General features: G+C 65.0%; 18 protein-coding genes. 10 read left to right on the top strand and 8 right to left on the bottom strand.

Annotation, left to right across the window (positions count from 1 at the left end; all coding sequences use genetic code 11):
- Nucleotides 1–119 precede the first annotated feature (119 nt).
- Nucleotides 120–1,508, top strand: a complete 1,389-nt coding sequence (locus AB4Y32_RS30485; protein ID WP_368724882.1) for a DHA2 family efflux MFS transporter permease subunit — start codon at nt 120–122, stop codon at nt 1,506–1,508.
- 10 nt (nt 1,509–1,518) lie between these two features.
- On the opposite strand, the gene AB4Y32_RS30490 is transcribed toward AB4Y32_RS30485, so the two are convergent.
- Nucleotides 1,519–2,067: a hypothetical protein gene (locus AB4Y32_RS30490; RefSeq protein WP_368724883.1), complete on the bottom strand. Its 549-nt coding sequence runs from the start codon at nt 2,065–2,067 to the stop codon at nt 1,519–1,521.
- A 136-nt stretch (nt 2,068–2,203) separates the two neighbouring features.
- Between AB4Y32_RS30490 and AB4Y32_RS30495 the strand changes: the two genes are divergently transcribed.
- Complete coding sequence (locus AB4Y32_RS30495; RefSeq protein ID WP_368724884.1) at nt 2,204–3,142, top strand: helix-turn-helix transcriptional regulator; 939 nt, start codon at nt 2,204–2,206, stop codon at nt 3,140–3,142.
- Nucleotides 3,139–5,031: a DUF3857 domain-containing transglutaminase family protein gene (locus AB4Y32_RS30500; RefSeq protein ID WP_368724885.1), complete on the top strand. Its 1,893-nt coding sequence runs from the start codon at nt 3,139–3,141 to the stop codon at nt 5,029–5,031. The genes AB4Y32_RS30495 and AB4Y32_RS30500 overlap by 4 nt, the downstream gene beginning before the upstream one ends.
- Before the next feature lie 958 nt (nt 5,032–5,989).
- Here the strand turns inward: AB4Y32_RS30500 and AB4Y32_RS30505 are convergent.
- The 5 genes from AB4Y32_RS30505 to glgC form a co-directional block, all read right to left on the bottom strand.
- Nucleotides 5,990–7,144 (bottom strand): branched-chain amino acid ABC transporter substrate-binding protein, encoded by a 1,155-nt coding sequence (locus AB4Y32_RS30505; RefSeq protein ID WP_368724886.1) that lies wholly within the window; start codon nt 7,142–7,144, stop codon nt 5,990–5,992.
- Nucleotides 7,145–7,674: 530 nt separating this feature from the next.
- Entirely contained in the window at nt 7,675–8,136 is a 462-nt protein-coding gene (locus AB4Y32_RS30510; RefSeq protein WP_368724887.1) for a hypothetical protein, read from the bottom strand.
- Between the two features lie 115 nt (nt 8,137–8,251).
- Nucleotides 8,252–9,115 carry a pyridoxal kinase PdxY gene (pdxY, locus tag AB4Y32_RS30515; protein ID WP_368724900.1) on the bottom strand — a complete coding sequence of 288 codons (864 nt, stop codon included), beginning with the start codon at nt 9,113–9,115 and terminating at the stop codon, nt 8,252–8,254.
- 335 nt (nt 9,116–9,450) lie between these two features.
- Nucleotides 9,451–10,911, bottom strand: a complete 1,461-nt coding sequence (gene glgA, locus AB4Y32_RS30520; protein ID WP_368724888.1) for a glycogen synthase GlgA — start codon at nt 10,909–10,911, stop codon at nt 9,451–9,453.
- A gap of 73 nt (nt 10,912–10,984) precedes the next feature.
- On the bottom strand, nt 10,985–12,259 hold the full coding sequence (gene glgC / locus AB4Y32_RS30525; protein ID WP_368724889.1) for a glucose-1-phosphate adenylyltransferase: 1,275 nt from the start codon (nt 12,257–12,259) through the stop codon (nt 10,985–10,987).
- Between the two features lie 433 nt (nt 12,260–12,692).
- On the opposite strand from glgC, the gene AB4Y32_RS30530 reads away from it, so the two are divergent.
- A complete protein-coding gene (locus AB4Y32_RS30530) occupies nt 12,693–13,790 on the top strand; it encodes an alpha/beta fold hydrolase (RefSeq protein ID WP_368724890.1) in 1,098 nt (365 codons plus the stop codon).
- A 126-nt stretch (nt 13,791–13,916) separates the two neighbouring features.
- Here AB4Y32_RS30530 and AB4Y32_RS30535 read toward each other — a convergent pair whose 3' ends face one another.
- Nucleotides 13,917–14,909 (bottom strand): LLM class flavin-dependent oxidoreductase, encoded by a 993-nt coding sequence (locus AB4Y32_RS30535; RefSeq protein ID WP_368724891.1) that lies wholly within the window; start codon nt 14,907–14,909, stop codon nt 13,917–13,919.
- Between the two features lie 971 nt (nt 14,910–15,880).
- Between AB4Y32_RS30535 and AB4Y32_RS30540 the strand changes: the two genes are divergently transcribed.
- Both AB4Y32_RS30540 and AB4Y32_RS30545 read left to right on the top strand, forming a co-directional pair.
- Complete coding sequence (locus tag AB4Y32_RS30540) at nt 15,881–16,420, top strand: hypothetical protein (RefSeq protein WP_368724901.1); 540 nt, start codon at nt 15,881–15,883, stop codon at nt 16,418–16,420.
- A 195-nt stretch (nt 16,421–16,615) separates the two neighbouring features.
- A complete protein-coding gene (locus AB4Y32_RS30545; RefSeq protein WP_368724892.1) occupies nt 16,616–17,620 on the top strand; it encodes a patatin-like phospholipase family protein in 1,005 nt (334 codons plus the stop codon).
- 21 nt (nt 17,621–17,641) lie between these two features.
- Here the strand turns inward: AB4Y32_RS30545 and AB4Y32_RS30550 are convergent, their stop codons facing one another.
- Nucleotides 17,642–18,259, bottom strand: coding sequence for a class I SAM-dependent methyltransferase (locus tag AB4Y32_RS30550; RefSeq protein WP_368724893.1), 618 nt, complete (start codon nt 18,257–18,259; stop codon nt 17,642–17,644).
- A gap of 513 nt (nt 18,260–18,772) precedes the next feature.
- Between AB4Y32_RS30550 and AB4Y32_RS30555 the strand changes: the two genes are divergently transcribed.
- The 4 genes from AB4Y32_RS30555 (at nt 18,773) to AB4Y32_RS30570 (ending at nt 22,207) form a co-directional block, all read left to right on the top strand.
- Nucleotides 18,773–19,462, top strand: a complete 690-nt coding sequence (locus AB4Y32_RS30555) for an ABC transporter permease (RefSeq protein ID WP_368724894.1) — start codon at nt 18,773–18,775, stop codon at nt 19,460–19,462.
- 28 nt (nt 19,463–19,490) lie between these two features.
- Nucleotides 19,491–20,204, top strand: a complete 714-nt coding sequence (locus AB4Y32_RS30560; protein WP_368724895.1) for an ABC transporter permease — start codon at nt 19,491–19,493, stop codon at nt 20,202–20,204.
- Nucleotides 20,205–20,318: 114 nt separating this feature from the next.
- Nucleotides 20,319–21,110 carry an ABC transporter ATP-binding protein gene (locus tag AB4Y32_RS30565; protein ID WP_368724896.1) on the top strand — a complete coding sequence of 264 codons (792 nt, stop codon included), beginning with the start codon at nt 20,319–20,321 and terminating at the stop codon, nt 21,108–21,110.
- Nucleotides 21,111–21,148: 38 nt separating this feature from the next.
- On the top strand, nt 21,149–22,207 hold the full coding sequence (locus tag AB4Y32_RS30570; RefSeq protein WP_368724897.1) for a GlxA family transcriptional regulator: 1,059 nt from the start codon (nt 21,149–21,151) through the stop codon (nt 22,205–22,207).
- Nucleotides 22,208–22,571: the final 364 nt, after the last annotated feature.

The raw sequence follows: 22,571 nt of genomic DNA on the forward strand, positions 1-22,571 counted from the left end.
CGCCCTCCTGCATGCGCAAGCCACATGCGGCGCGAAACCGGTAGCGCGCGCAACAAACTGTAATGACGGGAACGCGGTGGAACTCGCCATCGCCGGCGCTTTTGCGGTAAAAGAAAAGGATGACCGACCGCGCCCGCATCATTCCGCTGATCGTTGCCTGTCCGCTGTTCCTGCAAAACCTCGATACGTCGATCATGGCGACCGCGTTGCCGTCGATCGCACGCTCGCTCGACGTCGAGGCGCTGCATCTGAATCTCGCGATCACCTCTTATCTGCTGAGCCTCGCGGTGTTCCTGCCCGCGAGCGGCTGGCTCGCCGACCGCTTCGGCGCGCGCCGCGTGTTCTGCTCGGCGATCGGCCTGTTCTCGTTCGCCTCCGCGCTGTGCGGACTCGCCACGTCGCTGCCGCAACTCGTCGTGTTCCGCGTGCTGCAGGGCATGGGCGGCGCGATGATGGTGCCCGTCGGCCGCCTGATCCTGTTGCGCAGCGTGCCGCCCGCGCGGATGGTCGCGGCGATGGTGTGGTTCACGGTGCCGGGCGCCGTCGGGCGGCTGGCGGGGCCGCTGCTCGGCGGCTTCGTCGTGACGATCACGTCATGGCGCTGGATCTTCCTGCTGAACGTGCCGTTCGGCGTGGTCGGCGTGCTGTTCGCGCTGGCCTTCGTCGATGACACGCATGAGCACATCGACGAGCGTTTCGATGTGCCCGGTTTCATCCTGCTGTCGGCGGGGCTCGTCGGGCTGGTCGGCGGGCTCGACACGGCGGGCCGCGGACTCGTGCCGAAATGGGTGACGTTCGCGTTTACGGGCACGGGCGCGCTGTCGATGCTGCTGTACTGGCTCTATAGCCGCCGCCACGCGGACGCGATCATCGATCCCTTGCTGCTGCGCTTCAAGGCGTACCGGACGGCCGTGCTCGGCGGGATGCCGCTGCGCATCGGCATCGGCGCGTCGCCGTTCCTGATGCCGTTGATGCTGCAACTGGGCTTCGGTCTATCGCCGCTCACATCGGGGTCGCTGAGCGTCGCAACGGCCGTTGGCTCACTCGCCGTGCGCGGCGTGATGGGCCTCGCGATTCTCCGCATCGGCTTTCGCACGGTGCTGATCGGCGCGACCTGCATGACGGGCTGCTTCTACGCAAGCTATGGCCTTTTCCGGCCGGGCACGCCGCATCTGCTGATCTTCTGCGTGCTGCTGGTGGGCGGCCTTTTCAATTCGCTGGCGATGGTCACGCTCAACACGCTCGGCTACTCCGATATGCCCAAGCCGAAGATGAGCCGCGCGACGGCGCTCTCCGGCATGGCGCAGCAGCTCTCCGTGAGCGTGGGCGTCGCGTTCGGAGCGTCGCTGCTCGCGCTGACGGCGCATCTGCACGGCGGCAGCGCCGCGCATCTCGCCGCGCGCGACTTCTCGCCGGCGTTTTTCGTCGTCGGCGCGGCGGTGCTGTGCTCGCTGTTCTTCTTCGTGAAGCTGTCGAAGGACGAGGGCGCGGAGTTGCGGCAGCGTTAGCCGGTTCACATTAGCCGCGACGGCGCCGCGCGACGAACTCCCCTTGGAGATTCCACGTGATGCCGTCATCGGCGAGCGCGACGCCTGTCCAGCGGAATGAGTCGTCGGTGATCTCGGTGAAGTTCCAGCGGATCGGCGTGCCGTTCGCACGCGTGCCGACCTGCACGATATCGCGGCCGACTTTCCTGCCGATCAGCTCGTCGCGCTGGCCGTTCACCGGATTGATATACGTGACGCGCCACGCGCCGATCGACGGGTCCCAGACGCGCAGCGTCGTGCCGTACATGTCGAGGCCGGGCTCGCGTTGCGCGCTACGGTCTGCGCGGCGCGGCATGATCCAGACGTCCTGCACCGCGCGCCCTTCGAGCGCCCAGCCGAAGTGAATCTCGCCCGTGAGGCGCCGCTCGCGTACATCGACGCGATAGTGCAAAACGTCCATGTCCCAGCTGCCGACGAGCCAGCCATACAGATCGTCGGCGGCATCGATGTCGGCTGCGCGGCCAGGCGCGGCGAGCGCGGCGTGAAAGCCTGAAGCAAGCCCATGGTCCAATGCGTTCATTGCATGTTGCTCCGTTTGACAGGTCCGGTTGAAGGGGCGGGCTGAAGAATCCGGTCGAAATGCGCAGCGGGGCGTGGCTCTGTGCGCGTCTCGCCGATGTGATAAAACAATCGTACGGACCCGGCGAGGTGACATCTTGGGAAAAATTGCCGTCGATCTCGAAGCCGCGCTACACCGGCGCGACGTGCTCGGCACGCGCGGCGACACACACATGCGCACGCTCGCACCAGGCGATGGCTGGACCGTCGTCGATGTACTGTGCACGTTCGGTCCTCGCGACCGTCCCTTCGAAGAGCGGCACGCTGGCGTCTGCATCGCGATGGTGGTGGCGGGCGCATTCGGCTACCGCTCGACGAAAGGGCGCGAGTTGCTGACACCCGGCTCGCTGCTGCTCGGCAACGCGGGCGAATGCTTCGAGTGCGGGCATCGTCACGCATCGGGCGATCGCTGCGTGTCGTTTCACTATCAGCCTGCGTACTTCGAGCGGCTCGCCTCCGACGCGGGCTTCTCTCGCACGGACATCCCGTTCCGGCACGGCTGCATGCCGCCATTGCGCGCGTTTTCCGGGCTGATCGCGAAAGCGTGCGCGGGCGCAACCGATGCGACAACGTTCGCAGCTTGGGACGAGCTCGCCGTCGATCTCGCCGAAGCCACGTTGCGCTCGACGCAAGCCGATGTGAAACGCCGCGCCCCGGAGACAAGCGCATCGGCATGGGCGCGTGTCACGCAGGTCGTTCGCGTGATCGACGAAGCGCCCGATGCGCCGCATACGCTCGCGAGTCTCGCGCAGATGTGCGGGCTGTCCGATTTCTATTTTCTGCGCACCTTCGAACGCGTGACGGGCATCACGCCGCATCAGTACGTGCTGCGCGCGCGGCTGCGTCACGCGGCGCTGCGCCTGGCCGGCGAGGACACGAAGATCGTCGATATTGCCCTCGATAGTGGCTTTAACGATGTGTCCAATTTCAATCACGCGTTTCGCGCCGAATTCGGCATGAGTCCGCGCGCGTGGCGTGTGCAACGCGGCTCGCATGGGGATGGTGTGACTCGCATCCGCGAGGCATCGAAAGCATGAGTCAGCGTGTGCACCGGTTGCGCGCGGCTGCCGTGCTGCCGCTGATCGTCTGCGCGTGCGGCGCGGTCGCCGTGCGCGCGCAGGAGCGCGTCGCGCCCGACGATGTGCCGCCGTCGACCATGGAACGCGACGTGCATCTGTTCGTCGTGCAGAAGGACGGCTCGGTCGAGGAGCACGACGATACGATCTTGCGCGCGAACACGACGAGCGGCGTCGACGAAATCGCGCAGCGCTATGTGTGGTTCAACAAGGACATCGAGCAGGTGCAGCTGCTCGCGGCGGAGACGATCGACGGCAATGGCGTCGCGCATCCCGTCGGACCGGACGGCATTCGCGACGTGCAGGAGCCGCGTTCGGCGGGCGCGCCGACCTTCGAGGACGGCGTGCTGCGCACGGTGATCTTTCCGGGCGTCGAGCCGGGCTCGCGCGTGCATCTCGCGTTTCGCAAGACGCGCACGGTGCCGTTGCAGGCGGGCACGTTCGCGTATTTCGTCGAGCCCACGCGTGGGCCTGTCGACATGCAGCAGCTGATCTTCGATCTGCCCGCCGACGTGCCGCTCTACGCCGACGCTCGCGGATACACCGCACAGCCGCCCGTGACGGAGAACGGCCGCACGCGCTACACGTTCGAATACCATCATGGACCCTATGCGCCCGTCGAGTCGGGCGCAGTCGGCTATTCGACATGGGGCGACCGCCTGATGGTCTCGACGACGCGTGACTTCGCTGCTTTCGCCGAGCGTTATCGTTCGGCGGCAGACGATCCGACCTGGCGCGACCCGAGCGTCGTGCAGTTCGCGCAATCGCTGACGGCGCTGACCGACGATCCGCGCACGAAGGCGCAAATCCTTTATGACTGGGTACGTCTGAACATCCGCTATGTCGCGCTTTTTCTCGGCGAGACGGCGGCGATGCCGCACAAGGTGAGCGACATCCTGCGCAACCGCTACGGCGACTGCAAGGACCATGTCGCGCTCTTCGGCGCGATGCTGGCCGCCGTCGGCATCGACAGCCAGGCCGTGCTGCTCAATCTCGGGCCTGTCTATACGCTGCCCGACGTGCCGGGCTATGGCGCGAGCGCGATCAATCACGCGATCACGTGGATTCCGTCGTTGCAGATGTACGCGGATACGACGGCGGGCGGAATCGGCTTCGGCTATCTGCCGCCGGGCGCGATGGACCGGCCCGTGCTGCTCGTCGACGACGGCGTGCTCGCGCGCACGCCCGCGACGCAGGAGCGCGGCCGCAACGTTCGGCTCGCCATCGACATCGATCGCACGGGCACGGCGGGCTTCACGTATCGCGTCGAGGATGCGGGCGTGTCCGCCGAACTGGAGCGCAACGTGTTTCGCCGCGCGACGCGCCAGCGCTGGCAGCAGATCGCCGCCGACCGCTTGCGGCAGACGGGACTGCACGGCATCGCGCGCTTGCAGCCGGGCGAAGTACGGGCGACCACGGGTCCTTTCTCGACGACGATGCAGGGCACGCTCGAGCACTTCACATGGTCCGACGGCACGACTGCGCTGCCCGCGTTGACGAGCCTGTCGGGCGGCATCGCGACTCAGGTGCAGGCGTGGCTCGCGGAGCCGGCGCGCACGCAGCCGTGGGTGTGCATCGGCGGCGACTTCGACGAGACGTCGCAGATCACGCTGCCCGATACGGTGCGAGTGACCGACATGCCGCAGGACACATCGGTGCGCGACCGCTTCTTCGATTACGAATCGCACTATGTGTACGATCCGTCGTCGCGGATCGTGCAGATTACGCGGCGGCTGCATGCGCGCTTCGGGCATCAGGTGTGCAGCGCGGATGAATTTGCGCAGACGCGGGCGTCGCTGGTGAGGATCGAACGCGATGCGTTGTCGCAGATCGTGGTGAGGGTGGGCTAGGGTGCCTGAGGTGTGGGTTTCTCAGGTTCGTTTAGCCTGCCGCTGGCATACGCGTATGCGCCTCGCGGCGCGGGCGTTTGCCCCTGTGCGGGGCGGCACTTGCTTTTGTTTGCAACGGCTTTTGTTTTGGTGTTTTTGCCGTTGCGCTGGCATCCGCATTAGCGCCTCGCGGCGCGGGCGTTTGCCCCTGTGCGGGGCGGCACTTGCTTTTGTTTGCAACGGGTTTTGTTTTGGTGTTTTTGCCGTGCGCTGGCATCCGCATTAGCGCCTGGCGGCGCGGGCGTTGCCCTTGTGCGGGGCGGCACCTACTTTTCTTTGCCGCCGCAAAGAAAAGTAGGCAAAAGAAAGCGGGCTAACACCGCCAGTGCTTGACGTTTACCCACGGGCCCTCAACGTCCCCGCATTTCTTGCGGCAGTGTGCTGGCTTGAGTTCGTTGCCAATGTTCTCGCTAAACGCCTCACCCGCTTCATGCACGCGTGGCACGGCCAAGGGTATCGCTGTTCCAGCGCCGCATGTCGGTAGTGAATGTGGGTTGCTGCGTCGTACAGGGCAACGCCCGCACTTGTGGCCGCATCGCGTCGCGAGGGCTTCCTGTGCGGTGCGAATGCCTACACACAGTTTGCCGCTATGGGGCCGGGGATATTCGATGTCGCGGGCCGTAACGTAGGTGCAGGAAGCAGGTGAGGCGTTCAGGTAGTGCGCTGGCAACGAACATGAGCCATGTGTGCTGCCGGCTGAAGGATGGGGACGTTGAGGGCCCGTGGGTAAGGGTCAAGCACTGGCGGTGTGAGCGGCTTTCTTCTGCCTACTCTTCTTTGCCGCGGCAAAGAAGAGTAGGTGCCGCCCCGCACAGGGGCAACGTCCGCGCCGCGAGGCGCATCGCGGATGCCAGCGGCAGGCTGAGCCAACCACAAAAAAACAGCCGTCCGCCGACACAACTAGCAACCGCGGCGACCGCTACACGCCGCTCTTCGTCACGACAGGCACCCAAACCCCGTTCTTGACCTGATACAGCGTCGATGCTGCGCTCTTCAGCGCCCCCGTGCTGTCGAACGAGATCGTGCCCGTCACGCCTTCGAAGTTGATGCTCTTGAGAGCCGGGCGATACACCTTCGGGTCCGACGATTTCGCCGTCTGCATCGCCTTGATCACAGCCCACGCCGCGTCATAGCCGAACGGCGCATACGACAGGATGTCGTCGCCGAAGCGCTTCTTGAACTTCGCCGAGAAGTCCTTGCCGCCGGGCAGTTGCGCGAGCGGGCGGCCATATTCCCAGGCCATCGCGCCTTCGGCCGCTTCGCCCGCGAGCTTCACAAACTCGGGATCTTCGACACCGCCGCCGCCGAGCAATTGCGCCGTCATGCCGAGCTGCTTCATCTTCTTCGCGATCGCGGCAGCCTGCGTGTCGAGTCCGCCAAAGAAGATCAGATCGGCGTTGGTCGCCTTGATCTTCGTGAGCTGCGTGCTGAAGTCGACGGCCGTGTTGCTGGTGAACTCGCGCGCGACGATATTGCCGCCCGCCGCCTTCACCGCCTTTTCGAACTCGTCCGCCTCGCCCTGGCCGAACGCCGTGCGGTCGTCGATGATCGCGATGCGCTTCGCCTTCGTCACCTGCACGGCGTACGTGCCCGCGTTGCCGGCGTTTTGCGCATCAGTGGAGATCACCATGAACGTGTTCGCGAAGCCGCGGTTCGTGATGGTCGGGTTCGTCGCGGCGGGATCGATCATCGGAATGCCCGCCTGCTCATAGATCTGCGAGGCGGGAATCGTCGTGCCCGAGTTGAAGTGGCCGACGATGCCGGACACGCTCTGGTCCACCAGTTTCTGCGCGGCCTGGACGCCGATGCGCGGGTCGGCCTGATCGTCCTCCGAGACCAGCTCGAAATGCACGACCTTGTCGCCGATCTTGATCTTCTGCGCGTTGGCTTCCTCGATGGCAAGCCGCACGCCGTTCTGCAGGTCCTTGCCATACCCTGCGTTGGGACCCGTCATCGGCGCGGCGAAGCCTATTTTTACGGGCATTTCGTCTGCGGCGAAACTGGTGAGCGGCGCGATGGACAGCACGGCGCCCAACATCACGGCAAACGGATTCAGCGTCTTGCAAAGGCTCATGGTTTCTCCTTACATCGGCAGACAGGGATGGGAAAAACAGCCGGCTTGCAGTGCACGCTTTACGTCGGCTCGACGTCTGGTCTTACCTCGAATGACGCAAAGCGCTACCGGTCGGATTGCTCGATGCAGTGTGTCGGCAGGTCTCCTTCGTGACGAAATCGGACAAATGCACGGACGAGAGTACGGACGATGCAGCACCGACGGCAATGCTGGAAAACACCGAAGCCGCATCGCTTGCATGCCCTCTACCGACGGACCTGCGACCTCGCGCAACCCGCGTGCTGCAGCCGATCCGTGGCGCGAATATAGAAAGCCAATATGCGTGCGTCTTGGCAGTTCGCGGCATGTTGAATGCGCATTTCAGCACAGCGCGTGTGCTGGCTGTCGAGCGAGGGCAGCGAAGGTGCGCGCGCGCCTGGCCGCGCAAGGGGAGGGAAGGTGGGAATGTCGCGCGTCATGCACGCATCGCGCGCTCGCGATCACGCAGCGCCCGTTGATGCATGCCGCGCTTGAAAATCAGCGTGATGCGCTTACTGCTCGCCTTGCATGCGCAGCAGTTCTTCGCGCAGACGCAGAAGCGGTTCTTTCAGGTCGTCTTCGGCCCACGTGTCGAGATCGTCGATTGCGCGCTGGCAACCGTCGAGCACCACGTCGAGATCGACGGGCACGCCGTTCGCAAGCGCGAAGTGAATGGTCTCGGCGAACTGCTGGCATTCGTCCGCGCCATACGAGATGTCGAGATTGTCGCCGATCACTTCGGCGATGTTGCTGCGCGCCTTGTCGTCGGGCGTGACCATGTCGATGATGCCGCGCGCGACGGCAGGCGAATAGTAGAGCGCGATATCGAGCCATTGAGCCGCGTCGAAATCCGCTTCGCCGAACTGCGATTCGAAGAACTCGATCGCTTCCTGCTCGTGCGCTTCGTCTGCATCGACGCTAATGCACAACTCTTCAAACTGCTCTTCACGTTCGCTGCGGATAGTGCCGTCCATCGGTGCCTCGTCTGCCAGTGCCAATAAGAATGCTGCGCGGTTTCGCGCGGCACGCATTATAGGACGTCAGGCTGACAGGTAAAGTTCGCGGCGACGCTCGATGTATCGCCGGACCCTATGCCGACTCCACCACCCACGCATCGAACCAGTCGCGTGGATGCGCGATATCGTCTTGCGCGGCGATGATCTCCAGTTCGTAGCGCCCCGCATCCCACGTCGCGCGCACGACCGCGTTGACGGCGGCCATCGTATGTTCGAACGCGCCGCGCACGGAATCGCCGTGCAGCGTGCGCGCGACGAACACGGCGCTCGTCAGGTCGCCGACGCCGACGGGCTGGCGCGCGAACGGATAGAGCGGGCGCTGGCCCATCCACGCTTCGCGCTCGGTGACGACGAGCATGTTGAAGCGATCGGCGGCGCTGTTGCGATCGAGCAGATGCTTGACGAGCACCGTATTCGGTCCGCGCTCCATCAGGTCCCGGCACGCGGCGACGGCTTCTTCGACGGTTTCGATTTCGCGGCCCACGAGCCGCTGCAATTCGCTGTGATTCGGGCACATCACGTCGGAGACTTCGGGCATCGTCCGCACGAGAAACTGCTGGATGCCGGGCTCGACGCGGCAGCCCGTCGCCGTGCCCATCACGGGGTCGCAGATATAGCGCGCGTGCGGATTCGCGGCCTTCACGGCGCGCACGATTTCGATTACCGCCTGCGCCTGCTCGGGTGTGCCGAGGTAGCCCGACAGCACGGCATCGCAGCGCGGCAGCACGCCGATCGCGCCGATGCCTTCGACGAGCGCGAGCATCTGCGATGCGTCGATTGCGCTGCCTTCCCAATGGCCGTATTGCGTATGGTTCGAGAACTGCACCGTGTTGAGCGGCCACACGTTGACGCCGAGACGCCGCATCGGAAACACCGACGCGCTATTGCCTGCGTGCCCGAACACGACATGTGACTGAATGCTCAGAACGTTTTTCATGTTGAACCGATATGGCGCGGCGAAAGCGCTGGTCGAATGCGGATCGGATGTATTGACGGGCACCCGGCGCCCGGCAGGCAGCTCGCGTTGGCTCATGCGCCAAAAGGCCTGTCGAATAGCCGCGCGCGCGGGCGTCCTTGCACCGTTTTGGCGTCTATGCCCATCGATACATGGACAGCATGCGCGCCATGCCCTGATCAGCACAAGATACATGAGTTTTCGCGCGACTGAAGCGATCCGGCCCTGTCGTGTTGCGCCGAACCATCACCGCGAAGGCCGATGGCACAGCCGCTTGCGCCCGGTCACGTGGCGCTGCAGCACGCCTTGACGCGCGCTCAGACCAGCTCGCGATACAGCGCGAGATAGCGTTCCGCCGACGCTCCCCAGCTGAAGTCCTGGCGCATCGCGCGACGCTGCGCCGCTTTCCAGTCGGTGCGCCGTGCGTAGAGCGCGAAAGCGCGGCGGATCGCGCCCGCCAGCGCCTCGGGCTCGAAGCGCTCGAACACGAAGCCCGTCGCGAGATCATCGGCGATGTTTTCGAGCGACGCATCCGTGACGGTATCCGCGAGCCCGCCGACGCGATGCACGAGCGGCAGCGACCCGTACGCGAGCGCATAGAGCTGCGTCAGGCCGCACGGCTCGAAGCGCGACGGCACGGCGATCACGTCGCTGCCCGCCACGATCTGATGCGCGAGCGCCTCGTCGAAGCCGAGCTCGACGGCGACGCTTTCCGGATGCGCGTGCGCGACGCGCTGCAAGCCGTTCTCGAGCGCCGGATCGCCCGTGCCGAACACGACGAGCTGGCCGCCGCGCTTGACGATCTCCGGCAGCGCCGCGAGCAGCAGGTCGAGACCTTTCTGCTCCGTCAGCCGGCTGACGACGCCGAATAGCAGCGCGTCGCTCTTCTGCGCGAGATGGAAGCGCTCCTGCAACGCCGCCTTGCATGCGCGCTTGCCGGCAAGGCGCGTGTCGGTGTAGCGCGCGCCGATCAGCTTATCGGCGGACGGATGCCACACCGTGTAGTCGACCCCATTCAGAATGCCCGACAGATCGTGCGAACGCTGGCTCAACAGCCCGTCGAGCCCGCCGCCTTGCGCGAGCGTCTGGATTTCGTACGCATAGGTCGGGCTCACCGTCGTGATGCGGTCGCTGTAGAAGAGGCCTGCTTTCAGAAACGACATCTGTCCGTAGAACTCGACGCCGCTCATGTGGAAGAAATCGGCGGGCAGCCTCAGCTGGCCGAACTGATGCGCTGGGAAGATGCCCTGATACGCGAGGTTGTGGACCGTGAACACCGTGCGCGGCAATGGCTTGCCGCGCTCGCGCGCGGCGGCTTTCAGATACGCGGCCGTTAGCCCGGCGTGCCAGTCGTGCGCGTGGACGATCTGCGGGGCCCAGTCGGGATCGAGATGCTGCGCGAGCTGCGCCGCCGTCCAGCCGAGCGTCGCGAAACGCTGCGCGTTGTCGCCGTAGGGCACGTGCTCGGCGTCGAGATACGGATTGCCCTCTCGGTCGTACAGCGTCTTCGCGCGGATCACATACACGACGAGGCCATTCGCGGGCAGCGTGCCGCGCTCGAGCGTCACGTCGGGCGCGCCGAAGCGCTCGCCGATCGGCGCGACGGGCTGCAGGTCCGACAGCCCGGCGACGACGGCGGGAAAGCCCGGCAGCAGCACGCGGACGTCGGCGCCCAGCTCGATTAGCGCGGGCGGCAGCGCGCCCACGACATCGGCGAGGCCGCCCGTTTTCAGAAGGGGATACAGCTCGCTTGCGACGTGCAGCGCGCGGATCGTCATGGGCCGGGTCCTGTTCGCAATGGGTTGGGTTCGTCGTTCCAGTGCAGCGATCGGCGCGCCCGCCGCGCGTCCGCTATTGCACCGCCGCCGCCTGGCGCCTGAGCGCTTCCGCCGTCACGAGCACGACGCCGCTATCCGTGCGATAGAAGCGCTCGCCGTCGCGCACCGGGTCTTCGCCGATCACGGTGCCGTCGGGAAGCCGGCAGCCGCGGTCGATCACGACCTTGCGCAGGCGGCAACTCGCGCCGATCGTCACCTGTGGCAACAAGACTGCCTCAGCGATGTTACAGAACGAATTCACGACGACATTCGACGACAGCACCGAGCGCGAAATCTGCGAGCCGGAGATCACGCAGCCGCCGCACACGATCAGGTTGGTGCCCGAGCCTTGCAGTCCGTTCAGATCGCGTACGAACTTGGCGGGCGGCAACTGCTCCTGATGCGTCCAGATCGGCCAGTTGCGGTCGTAGAGATCGAGCGCGGGTATCGTCGACGCGAGATCGAGATTCGCGGCCCAGTAAGCGTCGATCGTGCCGACGTCGCGCCAGTAAGGCTCGACGCTCGGGTCCGACGACACGCACGACATGCTGAACGGATGCGCGATCGCATGCCCCGACGTGACGACGCGCGGAATGATGTCCTTGCCGAAGTCGTGATCGGTCGCGACGCTGGTGATGTTCTCCTCGAGCAGCGAGTACAGGTACTCGGCGTTGAACACGTAGATGCCCATGCTCGCGAGCGCGATGTCGGGGCGGCCGGGCATCGCGGGCGGATCGGCGGGCTTTTCGACGAAGCCCGCCACTCGGCGCTGTTCGTCCACATGCATCACGCCGAACGCGACGGCATCCATGCGCGGCACCTCGATGCAGCCGACCGTGCAATCCGCGTGCGACTCGACGTGGTCCATCACCATCCGCGTGTAGTCCATCTTGTAGATGTGGTCGCCCGCCAGCACGACGACGTACTTCGGACCGATCGAGCGGATGATGTCGAGGTTCTGGAACACCGCGTCGGCCGTGCCGCGATACCAGTGCGCGCCTTCGACGCGCTGCTGCGCGGGCCACAGGTCGATGAATTCGTTGAACTCGCCGCGCAGGAAGCCCCAGCCGCGCTGCACGTGGCGGAGCAGCGAATGCGCCTTGTACTGGGTGACGACGGCGATGCGCCGGATGCCTGAATTCAGGCAGTTCGATAACGCGAAGTCGATGATCCGGTATTTGCCGCCGAAATGGACGGCGGGTTTGACGCGCTTGTTCGTCAGGGGCCCGAGGCGCGTGCCGCGTCCACCAGCGAGAACGATGGCGAGTGTCGTGTGCTGAAGATCGTTGAGGCTTGCCGGCGTATCCATGTGCGTCTCCTTATGGGTGAGCCCTGGTGGAAGCTTTCTGTCTTCGCCTACTTTGCCCCGGCGTTTTTGTTGTTATGGCCTGGCCCCTGGTGTTGTTGTCGTCGGCTGCGCCAGCCAGCATTTAGTCTGGACCATGCGCATGCGGCGCGCAACGTTGGGTGTCGGCCTGTTGCGCGTCGCGCGTTCGGCACGCCACATTGTGCGCCCGGCTGCGATGCGAGACCGCCCCGCATCCGGCAGAAACGGCGCCCATGCAATGCGGGATGAAGCGCGTAGGGTAATTGATGCCGTAGTCAAACGCGTGTTTGGACCGCGCTTGCCGCTCCGCGCAGTGGCCCTTGCGCGCGGCGCTGCAAAGCGGCCGCGACGCGGGCATCATGCGGGCTAGCCTGCCCTTTTCCCTGTCTTGTGCTTCGCCGCACGCTCACTGCCTATGAGATTGCCTTCATCCTTCGTTGCCGTCGCCTTGTCTGCATGCGCCGCCGCTCTGGGCGCGAATGCCTTCGCTGTCGATGCCGCGGGTGCGTCGAATTCCTCTGCCTCATCCGCCACGTCTTCGCCGAATGCGGCCGCGAGCGACGATGGTCCCGCGTATGGCCCCGAACTGCAGGGCTTCGACTATCCGGCGCCCGTGCGGCAGTTCGAATTCGCGTCGCAAGGCGAAGCGCTGCACATGGCCTACATGGATATTGCGCCCGCGCATCCGAACGGCCGCACGGCCGTGTTGCTGCATGGCAAGAATTTTTGCGCCGCGACATGGGAAGGCACGATAGAGCGTCTGTCGGCAGCGGGCTATCGCGTGATCGCGCCCGACCAGATCGGCTTTTGCAAGTCGAGCAAGCCGCAGCACTATCAGTTCAGCTTTCAGCAGCTCGCACGGAACACGCATGCGCTGCTCGAATCGCTTGGCGTGAGCAACGCGACCGTCATCGGCCATTCGACGGGCGGCATGCTCGCGATCCGCTATGCGTTGATGTATCCGTCGCAGACGCAGCAACTGGTGCTCGTCAACCCCATCGGGCTCGAGGACTGGAAGGCGAAGGGCGTGCCGTCGCTTTCCGTCGATCAATGGTACGAGCGCGAACTGAAGACGACGGCGGACGGCATCCGCCGATATGAACAGGCCACGTACTACTCAGGCCAGTGGCGCAGCGATTTCGAACCGTGGGTGCAGATGCTTGCGGGCATGTATCGCGGGCCGGGCAAGCAGGAGGTCGCGTGGGACTCGGCGCTGCTGTACGACATGATCTACACGCAGCCGGTCGTCTATGAACTCGGTCAGCTGAAGACGCCCACGCTGCTGCTGATCGGCGATAAGGACACGACGGCCATCGGCAAGGATGCGTCGCCGCCCGACGTGCGCGCGAAAATCGGCCACTACCCGGAACTGGCGAAGCTGACCGCGAAGGCTATTGCGCACGCGAAGCTCGTCGAGTTCGACGAGCTGGGCCACGCGCCGCAGATGCAGGACCCGCAAGCCTTTCACAAGGCGCTGCTCGACGGGCTCGCCGCCGCGCCGGCCGATCACTGAACGCGCAGATTCGATGATGCGAAGGCGGTGCTGCCGCCTTCGCACGCGTCTCGTGTGCCTGTTATTACGCTGCCGCCGCTGCCTCGCACATAGCACACGCCGGCCGCATCGCAACCGCTGGAGACTTCACTTCCCGCCGATCTCGTCGCGCACCTGCGCGCCGATCTCGAACGAACGCAGCCGTGCCGCGTGGTCGTAGATCTGCGCGGTCAGCATCAATTCGTTCGCGCCCGTCTGCTCGATGATCGATTGCAGGCCTTCACGCACCGTATCGCGATCGCCGATGACCGAGTACGCGAGCGAATGCCGCACGCTGCCCAGTTCCATCTCCGATGCGTCGATGCGATCGACGGGCGGTTGCAACTGGCCCGGCGTGCCGCGCCGCAGATTGATGAACTGCTGCTGCAGCGACGTGAAGAGGCGTTGCGCCTGATCGTTCGTGTCGGCGGCGAACAGATTCACGCCGACCATCACGTATGGCTTCTTGAGCGTCTCCGACGGCTGGAACTGCGCGCGATACACATGCAGCGCCTGCATCATGTAGTCGGGCGCGAAGTGCGAGGCGAACGCGAACGGCAGGCCGAGCGCCGCCGCCAGTTGCGCACTGAAGAGGCTCGACCCGAGCAGCCACAGCGGCACGCGCAGCCCCGCGCCCGGCACCGCGCGCACGCGCTGGCCCGGCACGGGATCGGCAAAATAGCGCTGCAACTCGACGACGTCGTCGGGAAACGAATCGGCGCTGCCGTGCAGATCGCGACGCAGCGCGCGGGCCGTCGTCTGGTCCGTGCCGGGCGCGCGGCCGAGGCCGAGATCGATGCGGTCCGGAAACAGCGACGCCAGCGTGCCGAACTGCTCGGCGATCACGAGGGGCGCGTGATTCGGCAGCATTACGCCGCCCGAGCCGACGCGGATCGTCTTCGTGCCGCCCGCTACGTGCGCGATCACGACGGACGTCGCCGCGCTCGCGATGCCCGTCATGTTGTGATGCTCGGCGAGCCAGTAGCGCTTGTAGCCCCATTGCTCGGCGTGCCGCGCGAGATCGAGCGTGTTGCGCAACGCGTCGGCGGCGCTCGCGCCGGCCGTAATGGGAGAAAGATCGAGAACCGAAAAAGGAATCATGGCAATGGATGTGCGGCCAACCATCGTCCGCCGCAAGGGGCGGCGATGAGCGGGCCGGCTCGGCAGGGCAAAAGCGGATTGTGCCAAAGCACCCCCAATCGTGCTGGTGGCGTGATCATGCCCCTGACGGCGACAGGGTCGCAGCGATTGCTGGCTGCAAGCCCGGCAATTGCGGAAGAGCGAGGCCACACGCCGACGGCAGAAAGACCCCTGAAAACAGGCTCGAAATGCGTTGCCATCTGCTTCGATGCGTGTGTCCTGGCACAGAGTGACGCGCGTCCTCGCGCTAGGGTGAAGGCGTCGCTGTCGACGACGCGGAACTGCGCGGCGCGTTCTCGCGTGACGAGGCGGCGGCCTCCACGGACCTCGACGCCGGTCGGTCCGTCACGCCACGCGTAGGTCGGCTACGCAGCGCACACCCGGGCGAACCGGGCCGGCCGGGTCAGCCGGGCACGCATCGCCCGCCTGCTATCTTTGCGCGTGCCCGCGAAATCAGTGCCTCCGGCGCGCGATTCATCAGCCGATTCGGTGTAAACGCGCTCTCGCGCAATTCGCGCGCGGACGCTAGATTGTCAGCACTTGCGGGATAGTCGAGGGGCCAGTGGCCGCTGCTCCGGCGGCCGATCATAGTGGTGAAACTGCGTGACGGCCAGACGCGCGAGGGGCTTCTGGCCGAAACGCTAGTTGCGTTGCGGCTCGACTCCGCGGCTTGTGTTCTTCGCAGCGAACGGGTTGCGTCGGCCGGGCCCTCGCTCATGCACGCGCTCGTGCAACGGACTATCTATCCCCCGCATTTCTCCGCACTTATTTGCACGCTCGAAATCTCGCGTAGCAATTCTTTAACTTTCCAAACACATCCGCCTCGTGTCCGCTCACGGTTTCGCCGTCGAGCGGGTTATCCTCTCTGTCGTTCACACCATGTGATTGACATGTCATCGAAGATGGTTATCCGCACCTCGTTGCGCAACGTGATGCTTTTCGTAGCCGTGGCGGGCGCGTTGTCCGCGCTTGCCGGCTGCGACCAACAAGAAAGCGATCAGGCCGTGCAAAAACTCAAGGAATTTTTCAACGCCGTCAAACCGGATGCGCTGCTTCTGAAAGGCCTCACGCCCGGCGTCACAAAGGAAGCGCAGATCCGCGACCAGATGGGCAAGCCCGAAACCGAGCGAGATTTCACCGACGGCTCGAAGCGGCTCGAATATCCGCGCGGCCCGCAAGGCCTGAACACGTACATGGTCGACATCGGCCCTGACGGCACGCTGCAAGCGATCACGCAAGTGCTGACGGCCGTGAACTTCGCGAAGATCCGCCCGGGCATGACCGAGGACGAAGTGCGGCGGCTGCTCGGCAAGCCCGGCGAAGTGGCCGTCTATCCGCTCAAGCCCGAGACGGTATGGAGCTGGAAGTGGCGTGAAGGCGGCGTCACCCAGGAGGGCTATTTCAATGTGCATTTCGACGTCAATCACGTCGTCTACACGACGTCGCGCTCGGATGTGATGCGCGGCCACTGACGAAGCACGAAGCGCAAAGCACGAAGCACGCGAGATCACGAGACCGCGAACGAAGCGGAGGACAACACACGCCAGGCGACAACCAGAACCGGATACCAGGCGCGAAATTCCGGGCGCGAATGCGGCCGATTAAAACAAACGCCGAAAACGCTGGTCCAACCATAAAAATGCCTGCAAACAAGGGAGAAAATAACGGTGTCAACTCATAGACGCTACCGGCGCATCGGCCTCGTGCTCGGCGGGGGAGCCGCGCGCGGCTGGGCGCATATCGGCGCGATTCGCGCGCTGCACGATGCGGGGATCAGACCGGATCTCGTCGTTGGAACGTCGATCGGCGCGCTGGTCGGCGCTGTCTATGCGAACGGCGATCTCGACTGGCTCGAGGAATGGGTGTCGCGGCTCACGTGGCAGACGGTGGTGCGGCTGCTCGATCTGCGTATCTCGGGCGGCCTGCTGGGCGGCAAGAAAGTCATCCAGGTGTTTGCGAACCGCTTCAACGGCCGCGAGATCAGCCAGCTGGACATGCCGTTCGCCGCTGTCGCGACCGAGCTCGATTCGGGCCGCGAGACGTGGCTGCAGGATGGCGGCGTGGTCGATGCGGTGCGCGCGTCGATTGCGATCCCCGGCATCTTTACGCCCGTGCTGCACGATGGCGTGTGGCTCGTCGACGGCGGGCTGTCGAACCCCGTGCCCGTGTCGGTTGCGCGCGGCATGCGCGCCGACTACGTGATCGCCGTCGATCTCAACAACGATATTCTCAATGGCCGCGATTTCGGCGGCGCGGTGGTCGATCTGCCGCCCGTGCCCGTCGAAGAAGCGGAGCCCGTCGGCGTCGATCCCGATGCGCCCGCGCACGAGATCGCCACGGCTGAGCCTTCGCCGCTGCTACGGCGCAACGGCAAGCCGTTTCCGAACTGGCTTCAGCCTTCGCCGGAATATTCGCCCGACGTGCGCGTGCCGCCCGCGCCGAGCGCGCGCGTGCCTTCGTTGCTCAGCTCGATCGCGCAAAGCATCGACATCATGCAGGTGCGGATCACGCGCAGCCGCCTCGCGGGCGAGCCCGCCGACATCCTGATCCAGCCGCGCCTGGGCGGCATGAGCATTTTCGATTTCCACCGCGCGGAGCCCGCGATCGAGGAAGGGCGCGCGGCCGTCGAGGCGATGCTGCCCGCTATTCGCGCGCGTCTTGCGATCGATTGACGGACCTGAGCCGAACCGGCTTCAACCCCCGGTGCCTTCCGTGCGTTTGGCCGCAATGATGCGGCACACGCGCTTGCCCGAACTGGCGCTCGTCGTGTCGTCGGCGAACAGGATCACGCAGGCGCTCAGCGCATTCGTGACGAGCGCAGGCTCGAACGCCGAATACAGGCGCCCGTCCGGCTGGCGCCGATCCTCGCCCTCGGTGACGCGCCACGACAGATACAGCATGCCGCTCGGGCGCAGGATGCGCACGAGGTTGTCGACGGCATCGGTGATCGCGTCGGGGGCGAGATGCATCAGCACGGTTTCGCAGACCACGGTGTCGAACTGCTCGTCGATCTCGGCCAGCGACGGCAGCGTCGCCGTGCGAAACGCGATGTGCGGATAGAGCCGGCGCGCTTCGTCGAGCAGCCCCTTCGATGCATCGAAGCCCGTCACCCGATAGCCGTGATCCGCGAGCCATGCCGTATCGCGGCCGTTGCCGCAGCCGATGTCGGCCGTCTTGCCCATCGGCAGCAGGTGATCTTGCCACAGTGCGTACATGTCGTCGGGCGGCGGCTGGTCCAGCCATTCTCGCGAGTAGCGGGCGGCGTCGCGCGTGTACGCGTCGAGCGTCGCGGAGTCGGGGCGAAGTGTCATGCGGCGATCCTGGTCCGGTGATGGGATGCGACGGCGAGCGCAAGAGGGCATCGGCAAGTCTAGCGCGCGAGGGCAAATGGGGCTTCAACGGGACGCACAACGCCGCACGAGTGTTGTCTGTCACTCAGGGAAAGCCCCAATGGGCGCGGGTTTGCGGGCTTTTCGCACGGCTCGCGCGTCTATCGAAAAAGCGACCCAAAACTTGTGAAATCGCGGCACGCGGATTGCGCACGCGGCCCGCTTACAAACGGACAGCACTCGATTCCGTGGGCGTTCAACGCCAGCCGTCCGCCGGCATCGGGGATGTTGCGATGCACAAGAGTCGGCTGGTCTGATTTGAAAAAGTGTTTTTGCCTGCGAGTATCCGCGCCATGCCGCAGCGGATGCGGTTTTCGAACACTCTGCTTTGCATGGGACGGGGGTAGGTGCTCTGCACCAACTCTGGTCGACAGCTTTGCATGGGACCAGAGTAAGGCGCTAAAGCGCCAACTCTGGTCGACACAGGAGACGCGCGTGATTCTCTATGGCTTTGGCCCGGTGCTTCTCGACGGCACGATCAAGACGATCGAGCTGTCGGTTCTTTCGCTGGCGGCGGCCGTCGTGCTCGGCCTGATCGGCGCGGCCGCGAAGCTGTCATTCAACCGACCGCTGCGCGCGATCGCGACGGGCTACACCACGCTGATCCGTTCGGTGCCCGATCTCGTGCTGATGCTGCTGCTCTTCTACAGCATCCAGATCGCCATCAACAATCTGACCGACGCGCTCGGCCTGCCGCAATTCGACATCGACCCGTTCGTCGCGGGCGTGCTGACGCTCGGCTTCATCTACGGCGCGTATTTCACCGAGACGTTTCGCGGCGCGTTTCTCGCCGTGCCGCGCGGCCAGCTCGAAGCGGGCGCGGCGTACGGGATGAGCGGCGCGCGCGTGTTCGCCCGCATCCTGTTTCCGCAGATGATGCGCTTCGCGCTGCCCGGCATCGGCAACAACTGGCAGGTGCTCGTGAAGGCGACGGCGCTCGTGTCGATCATCGGGCTCGCCGATGTCGTCAAGGCCGCGCAGGACGCCGGCAAGAGCACGTTCAATATGTTCTTTTTCATCCTCGTCGCCGCGCTGATCTATCTCGCGATCACGACCGTGTCGAACCTCGTGCTGATCTGGCTGGAGAAGCGCTATTCGATCGGCGTGCGGCACGCCGAACTCTGACTGCCCGAATCCGCAGGAGACGACGACCATGATCGACATTCTCAACCAGTTCTGGCGCGCGTTCCTCTATTGGGACGGCCAGCGCATCTCGGGGCTTGCCGTCACGCTGTGGCTGCTGGTCGCATCGATCGGCATTGGCTTCGTGACGTCGATACCGCTTGCCGTCGCGCGCGTGTCGAAGAAGCGCTGGCTCTCGACGCCCGTGCGTTTCTACACCTACGTGTTTCGCGGCACGCCGCTCTACGTGCAGCTGCTGCTGATCTACACGGGCATGTATAGCCTCGAGTTCGTGCGCTCGCATGCGCTGCTCGATGCGTTTTTCCGCAGCGGCTTTCACTGCGCGATCCTTGCGTTCGCTTTGAACACGTGCGCGTACACGACGGAGATTTTCGCAGGCGCGATCCGCGCGACGCCGCATGGCGAAGTCGAAGCCGCGCGCGCCTATGGGATGAGCTGGTTCACGATGTATCGGCGTATCGTGATACCGTCCGCGCTGCGCCGTGCGTTGCCGTTGTACAGTAACGAAGTGATCCTGATGCTGCACGCGACCACCGTGGCCTTCACGGCCACCGTGCCCGACGTGCTGAAGGTCGCGCGCGATGCGAACTCGGCGACGTACCGCTCGTTCGAGGCATTCGGGCTCGCGGCGCTGATCTATCTTGCTGTATCGTTCGCGCTGGTTGCGCTGTTCCGGCGCGCCGAGCGTCACTGGCTCGCGTATCTGGCCGTGCGCCGGCATTGACGGGACTTCACGCCGCAGAGCATGTGCGCATCATCGTTCGCATCGCATCGATCGATAAGCGGCCCGATCACACCGAAGCATCCGTTTCACCCGTCTTCACTCTGGGAGAGCATCTTGCTCCACACGACTCAAACGGAAGCCTGCAAGCTCGCCGTGCAGGACATCCACAAGCGCTATGGCGATAACGAAGTGCTCAAGGGCGTTTCGCTGAACGCCAACAAGGGCGACGTGATCAGCATCATCGGTGCGAGCGGGTCGGGCAAGAGCACGTTCCTGCGATGCATCAACTTTCTCGAGCGGCCGAATGCCGGACAGATCGTCGTCGACGGTGAAGCGGTGCGCACGAAGGTCGACCGCCACGGCAACTTCGAAGTCGCGGATCACAAGCAGTTGCAGCGCATTCGCACGAAGCTCGCGATGGTGTTCCAGCACTTCAACCTGTGGGCGCACATGAACGTACTGGAGAACGTGGTCGAGGCGCCCATCCACGTGCTCGGCGTGCCGCGCAAGGAAGCTGAAGACCGCGCGCGCGAATACCTCGAGAAAGTGGGCCTCGCGCCGCGTCTCGAGAAGCAGTATCCGTCGCATCTGTCGGGTGGCCAGCAGCAGCGCGTTGCGATTGCGCGCGCGCTGGCGATGCAGCCCGATGTGATGCTGTTCGACGAACCGACGTCCGCGCTCGACCCCGAACTCGTCGGCGAAGTGCTGAAGGTGATGCAGAAGCTCGCCGAAGAGGGTCGCACGATGATCGTCGTCACGCACGAAATGGGCTTCGCGCGCAACGTGTCGAACCATGTGATGTTCCTGCATCAGGGCCGCACGGAGGAAGAGGGCGTGCCGTCCGAGGTGCTGGTCGCGCCGAAGAGCGAGCGGCTCAAGCAGTTCCTCTCCGGCAGCCTCAAGTAGTCCCGCCATCGCGCGGCACTACTTTGCAGCACACATCAATGGCACGCCCGTCGTCCAGTCCGGCACGCACGACCCAGGTCGCGATCGTCGCGTTGCCGCCCGTCTCGATGTCGGGCGTGGGTCCCATCGTCGACGCTCTGAATCTTGCCAATGAAATCGACGGCCGCGCGCTGTACCGCTGGCAGGTGTGCTCGTGGGACGGCCGGCCCGTGCCGCTCGCGGGCGGCGCGCAATGGCCCGCCGACGCCGCGTTCGGCGATGCCGTTTCATGCGACTGGCTGATCATCGTCAGCGAGCGCTTTCAGCAATTCGCGGACTATCGTTTGTTCCTCGCGAGCCTGTCGCGCGTCGGCCAGCGCACGCCGCTCGTGACGGGCATTCATCATGGCGTCTGGTGGCTCGCGATGGCGGGGCAGTTGTCCGGCTATCGCGTGTGTGTGAACTGGGAGACGTACCAGCAGTTCACGGAGCAATTCGAGCGCTCGATCGTCACGCAGCAGATCTTCGAAATCGACCGTGACCGCGCGACCTGCGCGGGCGGCCAGGCGACCGTCGATTTCATGCTCGCGATGATCGGCCGCGAGCATGGCCCTGAACTGGCGGAACGGATCGCGGACACGATGGGCGTCGGCACGCTGCGCTCGGGCGAGGAGCGCCAGCGCATTCCGTTCGTGACGGCGCCGGGCGAGCGTCATCCGCGTTTGAATGACGCGTTGCTGCTGATGGAAGCGAACATCGAAGACCCGCTGACCTCGGACGAGATAGCGGGGCTGGTCGGCGTTTCGCGTCGGCAGTTGGAACGTCTTTTTCGCCAGTACCTCGGCTCGATGCCGTCGAAATACTACTTGGGCCTGCGCCTTGCGAAGGCGCGAACGCAGTTGCAGCGCACGAGCAAGTCGGTCGTGCAGATCAGCCTCGCGTGCGGGTTCTCGTCGGCGGCGCACTTTTCCAATGCTTATCGCGAGCGGTTCGGCGTGACGCCGCGCGAAGAGCGGCGCAACTGGATCGAGAAGCAGCACGGAGTTGGGGTTGCCCGTGCGGGCATCGATGAGCCGCGGCCGGCGGCGTTGATTGAACCGCCTGATCAGCGCATTTAAGTCTTGGTATTGTCTGCGACGCTGTTGGGTCTTCGCCTTTGTCGCGGGCATCCGCGAATGCGTGGCTAGGTTTGCCTTGCCCTGCGCTGGCATCCGCGATGCGTTGGTTTGCCTTGCCCTGCGCGGGCATCCGCGATGCGTTGGTTTGCCTTGCCCTGCGCGGGCATCCGCGATGCGTTGGTTCGCCTTGCCCTTCGCGGGCATCCGCGATGCGCCTGGCGGCGCGGGCGTTGCCCCTGTGCGGGGCGGCACCTACTTTTCTTTGCCGCCGCAAAGAAAAGTAGGCAAAAGAAAGCGGGCTAACACCGCCAGTGCTTGACGTTTACCCACGGGCCCTCAACGTCCCCGCATTTCTTGCGGCAGT

Origin of the sequence: Paraburkholderia phymatum (assembly GCF_040965635.1) — a bacterium.
Taxonomy (GTDB): Bacteria; Pseudomonadota; Gammaproteobacteria; order Burkholderiales; family Burkholderiaceae; genus Paraburkholderia; species Paraburkholderia phymatum_B.